General features: G+C 44.0%; 7 protein-coding genes and 1 pseudogene. 2 read left to right on the forward strand and 6 right to left on the reverse strand.

What is annotated here, in order from left to right; all coding sequences use genetic code 11:
* Positions 1-133: pseudogene (locus IM507_RS05545) on the forward strand (IS630 family transposase); the annotation flags it as partial.
* A gap of 104 nt (positions 134-237) precedes the next feature.
* Here IM507_RS05545 and IM507_RS05550 read toward each other — a convergent pair.
* The 5 genes from IM507_RS05550 to lysA all read right to left on the reverse strand — a co-directional run bounded on the left by IM507_RS05550 (position 238) and on the right by lysA (position 5133).
* Complete coding sequence (locus IM507_RS05550) at positions 238-1350, reverse strand: hypothetical protein (RefSeq protein WP_002776369.1); 1113 nt, start codon at positions 1348-1350, stop codon at positions 238-240.
* Positions 1351-1487: 137 nt separating this feature from the next.
* The gene (locus IM507_RS05555) at positions 1488-1802 is read right to left on the reverse strand and encodes a DUF1825 family protein (RefSeq protein ID WP_002738222.1); all 315 of its coding nucleotides are present in this window, start codon (positions 1800-1802) and stop codon (positions 1488-1490) included.
* A 238-nt stretch (positions 1803-2040) separates the two neighbouring features.
* On the reverse strand, positions 2041-2790 hold the full coding sequence (gene uppS / locus IM507_RS05560) for a polyprenyl diphosphate synthase (RefSeq protein WP_069475096.1): 750 nt from the start codon (positions 2788-2790) through the stop codon (positions 2041-2043).
* Entirely contained in the window at positions 2787-3707 is a 921-nt protein-coding gene (gene cdaA / locus IM507_RS05565; RefSeq protein WP_036400954.1) for a diadenylate cyclase CdaA, read from the reverse strand. Before cdaA ends, uppS begins: the two co-directional genes overlap by 4 nt.
* A 22-nt stretch (positions 3708-3729) precedes the next feature.
* Positions 3730-5133 carry a diaminopimelate decarboxylase gene (gene lysA, locus IM507_RS05570; RefSeq protein WP_002735363.1) on the reverse strand — a complete coding sequence of 468 codons (1404 nt, stop codon included), beginning with the start codon at positions 5131-5133 and terminating at the stop codon, positions 3730-3732.
* A 576-nt stretch (positions 5134-5709) separates the two neighbouring features.
* Between lysA and purM the strand changes: the two genes are divergently transcribed.
* On the forward strand, positions 5710-6735 hold the full coding sequence (gene purM / locus IM507_RS05575; protein WP_002736981.1) for a phosphoribosylformylglycinamidine cyclo-ligase: 1026 nt from the start codon (positions 5710-5712) through the stop codon (positions 6733-6735).
* 131 nt (positions 6736-6866) lie between these two features.
* Here the strand turns inward: purM and IM507_RS05580 are convergent.
* Positions 6867-6976: transposase (locus IM507_RS05580; RefSeq protein ID WP_287636754.1), on the reverse strand; the 110-nt coding region annotated here is incomplete at its 5' end.

A 6976-nucleotide genomic window follows, 5' to 3' on the forward strand; every position in this document is an offset into this window, starting at 1 on the left:
AAACTTTTCTGACTTTTCTTCAGCCATTTATGAATGTCTGAATGATGCCCATCTGAAACATAAAAAAGAACTGGATTCCTTGCTGACTCTACGATTTCAGAAGTTTAATAAATCTCAGATTATGAACGTCTAAAGTATAAATTAAAAATGGATTTTAGGTTCGATCCCCCCTTAATCCCCCCTTGATAAGGGGGATATATGATAATTTTTAACGCCTACCTACTTAGATGATTTTATTTAGGTTCTGCCTAGGGATTTATTGACACTGGTTTCAATTTGATAAATGGATGAAAGGACGCTACCTTGATGATTATTGACTAGATCATATTTGACTTCTTGTAAATAATTAAAAATGGCATCCCGCAGAATCGGTTTTTCAATGTTTACCGTGTGCTGATAGTCCCATAAATCCCAAACTATCAAACCAATTCCCACGATTGGATCGATTAATTCTGCGCCAAAACTACTCGCTACTGCTCCACCCGTTTTAGTGGCAATTTTCGCCCCGGTTTTTCCCGCTAGGGACAAATAAACTGTGCTGCCCACTTTCACCACTGGGATGAGAGATTTAACTCCCAAAGCAGTGGCACCACCGACTAAAAGTTTAATTGATGTGTTAGAAATATTGCCCTCGGTATCTTGAATTGTTATGGCTATATCGCTAAGATAACGGTCCCATTTACCTTGGGGAATTTGATAACTGGCCTGAATATTCTCTAATTCATTGCTTAAATTATTGACATATAAATTAACAGCATCCCTAGTAATTCTCTCTAGACGTAATTGTGCTTCTTGGGGACGAATTACCCGTTTAGTAAACTCGGTTTGAATAGTTTTGGTCAAATTTTCTGCCACCACCTGTTCCGAGGGTGGATTATCTGTATTGACCCAGTGAGCGATCGAGGAGTATAATCCGCTTAAAAAGGCCTTACCCTCAAATTGTTTTTGATTGAAATAGTTAAAATACCAAGGCAAAAAACCCTGATCTACTCGTGTCATCAACTCCTCCACCCATCCCTCAATTTCTCCTAGGGCGAAGTTTTGAGAATTGGCTCTCGCTGTCTGTAAAGCTTGGCTAATTTCTCGATCGATTTTACTGTTAGATTTTTGGGGTATAGTGATGGGAATCTCTAGGTTAGTTTCTGTAGCAACCTTAGTTTTTAACGGTTCATTGCTGGCAGTTCCTAGCCAAATTTTCCCTAAAAGAGGCACGATAACCACTAGAACAACTATAGCCCAAATTAACGGGGTGATCGCCTTAATCAGTTGACTGATTGCCTGAATGCGGTTAGTTTTTTCACTATACTGAGGTGGCTCAATATTTTCTTGTGAATCTGGCCTAGAGTTCATCAGCTAACCTACTTAAAATTATTAGATCATCGTTCTCAAAAAACCGCAAACCGCAGAAACCCCAAATTTCTCAGCAGTAAACTGGAGAGAGCATTATCGGGCAAAAGACAGCCAATACCCGATAAATATCGGCAATTTTAGCGAATTTCTGCCTTCATCCGCTCAAGGGTTTGCTGCATTTGGTCGAACATCATTTGCGGAGTCATGCCAAATTGACCTAATTGGGTTTTTAGCTGTTCTACGGTCATTTGGGCGGAAAAATCTTCAGATAACTCGAAACGCTTCATAAATATCTTGTAGCGTTCCATTAACTCCTCCATCCTATCGATAAAGATGATTTTACCCTCTCGATCGAATTTCCCGTACTCGCTGCCCAGTTGTGTGAGGGACTGGTAATCCTCAAATAGCTGTCTAGCTTCCTGTTGAACCACTTCTGAGTCAAAGAATCCCATAATCTTAAAACTGCTTATCGTCGATAGTTATTTTCCATCCTATTTTATTTTAGCCGGGGAAAAAGTCTAGCTCTGGCCGATTTACGGATTACCGTATTGGGGAAATGGAGAGGATCACAAACGGCCCCCGTCGCGGTTTAACCGTTGCCCCAGGAAGTTTAAGATAAAAAGTGAAAAATCAAAAATTGTCCTTTAACTGCCCCACAGGGGCTATTTCGCTAAATTTGGGCTGTAGCCCTTATAATTTGCCAAAACGACGATGACGACCCTGATAATCTTTTAAAGCGTGGTGAAATTGCACTCGATCGAAATCGGGCCAGAGGGTGTCAGTAACGTAGATTTCCGCGTAGGCCATTTGCCAGAGTAAAAAATTACTAATTCGCATTTCCCCACTACTGCGAATCAACAGGTCTGGGTTAGGAATCCCGGCAGTATAAAGATACTGTTCAAAGAGAGATTCATCGATCGCTTCCGGGGAGACTAAACCCCGTTGCACCTGACGAGCGATCGCCTGACAAGCTTGCACGATTTCCTCTCGGCCGCCATAATTAGTAGCCACCGTAAATTGAATACCGGAATTTTTGCTAGTTTCTGCTTGAGATTTAGCAATTTCCCGTCTTAAAGACTCTGGCAAGGCTGATAAATTACCAATAAAGCGAATTTTAACATTTTCCTGCATCATTTCCTCCAATTCCCGCCGTAAAACCCGCTCGAATAGAGTCATTAAAAATTCTACTTCCTCGAGGGGACGACCCCAATTTTCTGTAGAAAAAGCATAAGCAGTTAAAGCGGGAATCCCCCAGTCACGACAACAGCGCAGCAAGTCCTTGAGTGCATCTACTCCCCGTTGATGGCCCATAATCCGGGGTAAACCACGATTTTTCGCCCAACGACCGTTCCCATCCATAATCACTGCGACGTGCTGAGGCAAACGGTTTTTATCTAAATCCGTAGGTAATTCTGGTGATAAGCTCGGTTTAACAGTCATTTTCTATCTTTCGGGGTTGCGCTGGGCGAACGGGAGAATTTTTCTAAGATTAGACGACCTTTTAAGCCAATTGTACGCCCTAAACGTCCCCAACTCGGTGCGACCACTTCCCCCTCTCCCGACGGAGAAAACTTCGCTTCGAGCAGCTCTTTTAGTTTACTACTGGTTAAAGGCCGATCCAAATTACCTCCGGACGCGAGGGAAATCGAGCCAGTTTCCTCAGAAACCACAATACAGATACAATTATCTATCCTTTCGGTAATACCCATGGCTGCCCGATGACGGGTGCCTAATTGCCTAGAGGTACTGCGCTCCGATAGGGGTAGAATAACACCAGCGGCCACCACTCGATCGCCCCGAATAAATACGGCTCCATCGTGCAGTAAAGTTTTAGTTTGAAAAATAGTTTGAATTAATTCCTTAGATACTTGGCCATTGAGCGTCACCCCCGGATTGACAAACACCTTGGTATCGAGATTGCCACTGGTTTCTAATACCATCAGCGCACCGGTGCGATTTTGAGATAGATCCTTCACCGCGTCCACTAACTCATCAATGACATTATCGGTCTTGGGAGTGGGGGAACTTTTCTGAAATAACTCCCACACTTGACCTTTGCCCAATAATTCTAAAAAACGGCGGAATTCCGACTGAAAAATCACAGCGATCGCCACAGCTGCCCCCAAAATCAATTTTTCTAGGACTAACCCCAGCAAGCGCAATCCTAGAGCATCGCTAATCACCGAGGCCAGCATTAAGTAGATTAGTCCTCGCACCATCCAAAAGGTACGCCGCTCGCCGATAATTAGCAGCAGCATATAGGTAAGGAGGAGAACTAACCCAAAGTCTAGGAATGACAGACCATGGCTGAGAATCCAGGACAATAACCGGCGAGGGTCTAGAAAAAAACCCGACATGGGGGGACAATAGCGATGAGGTTTATATTAAGGAGAGTCGATTGGGTAAGCGGTCTTGACGCAGCAAATCCGCCAGATTTTCCCGTTCAAGGATCAGATTAGCTTCTCCATTTTGGACAATTACCGCCGCCGGACGGGGTAAGCGGTTGTAATTAGAAGCCATACTGTAGTTATAGGCCCCCGTGGCTAAAACCACTAAAATATCCCCTGGGTTGGTTTTCGGTAGCGCAATATCCTTAATTAGAATATCGCCAGATTCACAATGTTTTCCAGCTATTGTCACCACTTCCTGACATTCTTGACTCATTTTATTGGCGACCACGGCCCGGTAAACCGATTGATAGGTAATCGGTCGGGGATTATCGGACATTCCGCCATCGACGGCGATATAGGTGCGGATTTCGGGGATTTCTTTGCGATTACCCACTGTATAGGCTGTTACGCAAGCGGTGGCAATCAGAGAGCGTCCCGGTTCGGCAATAAGCAGCGGATAAGCGATACCTCTTTCCTGACAAGCTTTGGCCACTGCTAAGGACACCGCTTGTACCCATTCCTCGATACTTGGGGGGTCATCACTTTCAAGGTAGCGAATCCCTAAACCACCACCGACGTTTAATTGCTCTAGGGGTAAACCCCGTTCTAAACCTAATTTAAACCAATCTGCCAGCACAGCGGCTAAGTCTTGGTGGGGTTGACGTTCAAAAATCTGGGAACCGATGTGAGCGTGTAAACCCAGACAATTCAGCTGCGGATGAGCTAAAACATAGTCAAATACTGCTTCGATTTGATGGGGGTCAAAACCAAATTTACTGTCTAAGTGACCCGTGCGAATGTATTCGTGGGTGTGGCACTCGATACCGGGGGTTAACCGCAATAGAACCGGAATAGGGGTATCAGGACGATTTTCGCCTAATTTAACCAGATTTTCTAACTCTAGCCAGTTATCAACGATAATAATGCAGTTATGCTCGATCGCGTATTCTAATTCGGCGATCGATTTGTTATTACCATGAAAGTATATTGGCACAGCGGTTTTATTGATCTGGTCTAAAGCGGTTAACACCGTGTGAATTTCTCCGGCCGACACCACATCAAAACCTAATCCTTCACTAGCGACCACGGCCGATACGGCCAGGCAATTCCACGCTTTCGAGGCATAAATTACCCTAGATTCTCCGGGATAATGTGTCTGGAAACCTTGCAGGTATTGACCACAGGCAGTGCGGAGGGTGACTTCATCGATAATATACAAGGGTGAACCGAAACGTTCCACTAGGGTGGTCACATCGCAACCACCGATTTCTAGACAATCGCGGTTATTAACCTTGGCTGTCAGGGGTAACAGGGTTTGATTCGGGGATAGACAATCTTGATAGGCTAAATATTTTTGTCCAGAATTGCTGATTTTAGGTTCAGTTGATAGCATGATCGGTGTTTTTTGTCAAGAAATCGATAATTTTTGTTACAATCTCCGCGCATCCCCGATTCAGTCAAGGGAATTTTGACCGTCGGTGATCTAGATATAGTCATTTCAATTCAGATTGAGAATATCAATGCCAGAGTTCATAAGGATTCAACCAGTCTAGATTGTATCAGACTTATCTGAAATGACGATAACCAAAATAGTTATCTCTTTCACTTTACGACCAGTTCTAACCTTTCTCTGATCAGTAAAAATCCCTAGGAAATCCTGCTAAGTACCTAAGCAAAATTAATTACACATATCTAACCCCGCTCTTGCCTCTTGCCTATCTTCACTAGGAAATTAATTTTGCACGACTACTTACTAAATCTGGTTATTAAAAACTGATTATTTATTCTCCTTTGCTTATTGCCTAATGCCTAAATTGCCAAATGCCTTTCTCTGTAAGAGTTTCATTCCTTATAACCCTGTCCGTTGCATAAGACAAACCGAAGAACCATAATTCATAATTTATAACTCATAATTCCCATAGGACTGAAATCCGGGTAAAATTTGAGAGATACAATCGGTCAATTGGGCATGGATTATAAAGAAGCAGGCGTGGATGTGGAAGCGGGACGCGCTTTCGTCGAGAAAATTCGCCAAAATGTGGAAAGTACCTTCCGTCCCGAAGTTATCGGCGGTTTAGGCGGTTTTGGCGGCTATTTTCAGTTACCTTCTGGTTATCAGCAACCGGTGTTAGTATCGGGAACTGATGGTGTGGGAACCAAGCTGAAAATTGCCCATAGTCTCAATTGCCATGATACGGTGGGAATTGACCTGGTGGCCATGTGCGTCAACGATGTCCTAACCTCCGGGGCCGAACCTTTATTTTTCTTGGATTATCTCGCCACTGGTAAACTGGAAGCGTCACAGTTAGCGGCGGTGGTATCGGGAATCGCTAGTGCCTGTCGTGATAGTGGTTGTACTCTTTTGGGAGGGGAAACGGCGGAGATGCCGGGGTTTTATTCGGCGGGAGAGTACGATTTGGCGGGTTTTTGCGTCGGTATTGTCGAAAAAAGTCAATTACTCGACGGCAGTAAGGTGCAAATCGGCGATGTGGCTATCGGTTTAGGCAGTAGTGGGGTTCACAGTAACGGTTTTAGTCTTGTTCGTAAGATTATCGACACCCAGGGCTTAAATTGGCAAGATTGCCCCGCAATTTTGGCTGGCTCTAGCTTAGGTGAAGTTTTGTTAACTCCCACTAGACTTTATGTTAAACCTGTGCTAGAACTGCTACGCTCTGGGTTAGATATTCACGCCATGGCCCACATTACTGGGGGTGGCATCCCGGAAAATTTGCCCCGCTGCTTGGGTAAAGGGCAGTCTGTGCGGATTTACCGCGAAAGTTGGCCAGTTTTGCCAATTTTTCACTGGTTAGCCCAGATGGGTTCGGTTAATGCCGAAGCCATGTTTAATACTTTTAATATGGGTATCGGTTTTGTGATCATTGTCCCATCGGATCTGGCGCAATTGACTATTAATCAACTACAATCCTCTGGGATTAATGCCTACCAAATCGGCGAAGTGATTGCCGGTAAGGGGGAGATTGTTGGGCTTGATTAAAGTTAGTTGAGGCTAAGAAGATTTTGCCATCAATTCCACCAAAAAATCAGGTTGACTGGCTGGGATAGCAGCAGCGTTTCGGCCTATCCCTAACCCAATTGGCTCTCCTGGTTTTCGTGTGTTAATTTTTGTTATAAATTAAAGCAAGCAAACAGCTTAAGTCGAAGATGTTCAAAATTGGTAAATCCATAACTCATTCTTTTAATAAGCTTGATTTTGGTATTCATTCCCTCAATTAATC

The sequence above is a fragment of the Microcystis sp. M20BS1 genome, assembly GCF_020245305.1.
GTDB lineage: Bacteria > Cyanobacteriota > Cyanobacteriia > Cyanobacteriales > Microcystaceae > Microcystis > Microcystis ichthyoblabe_A.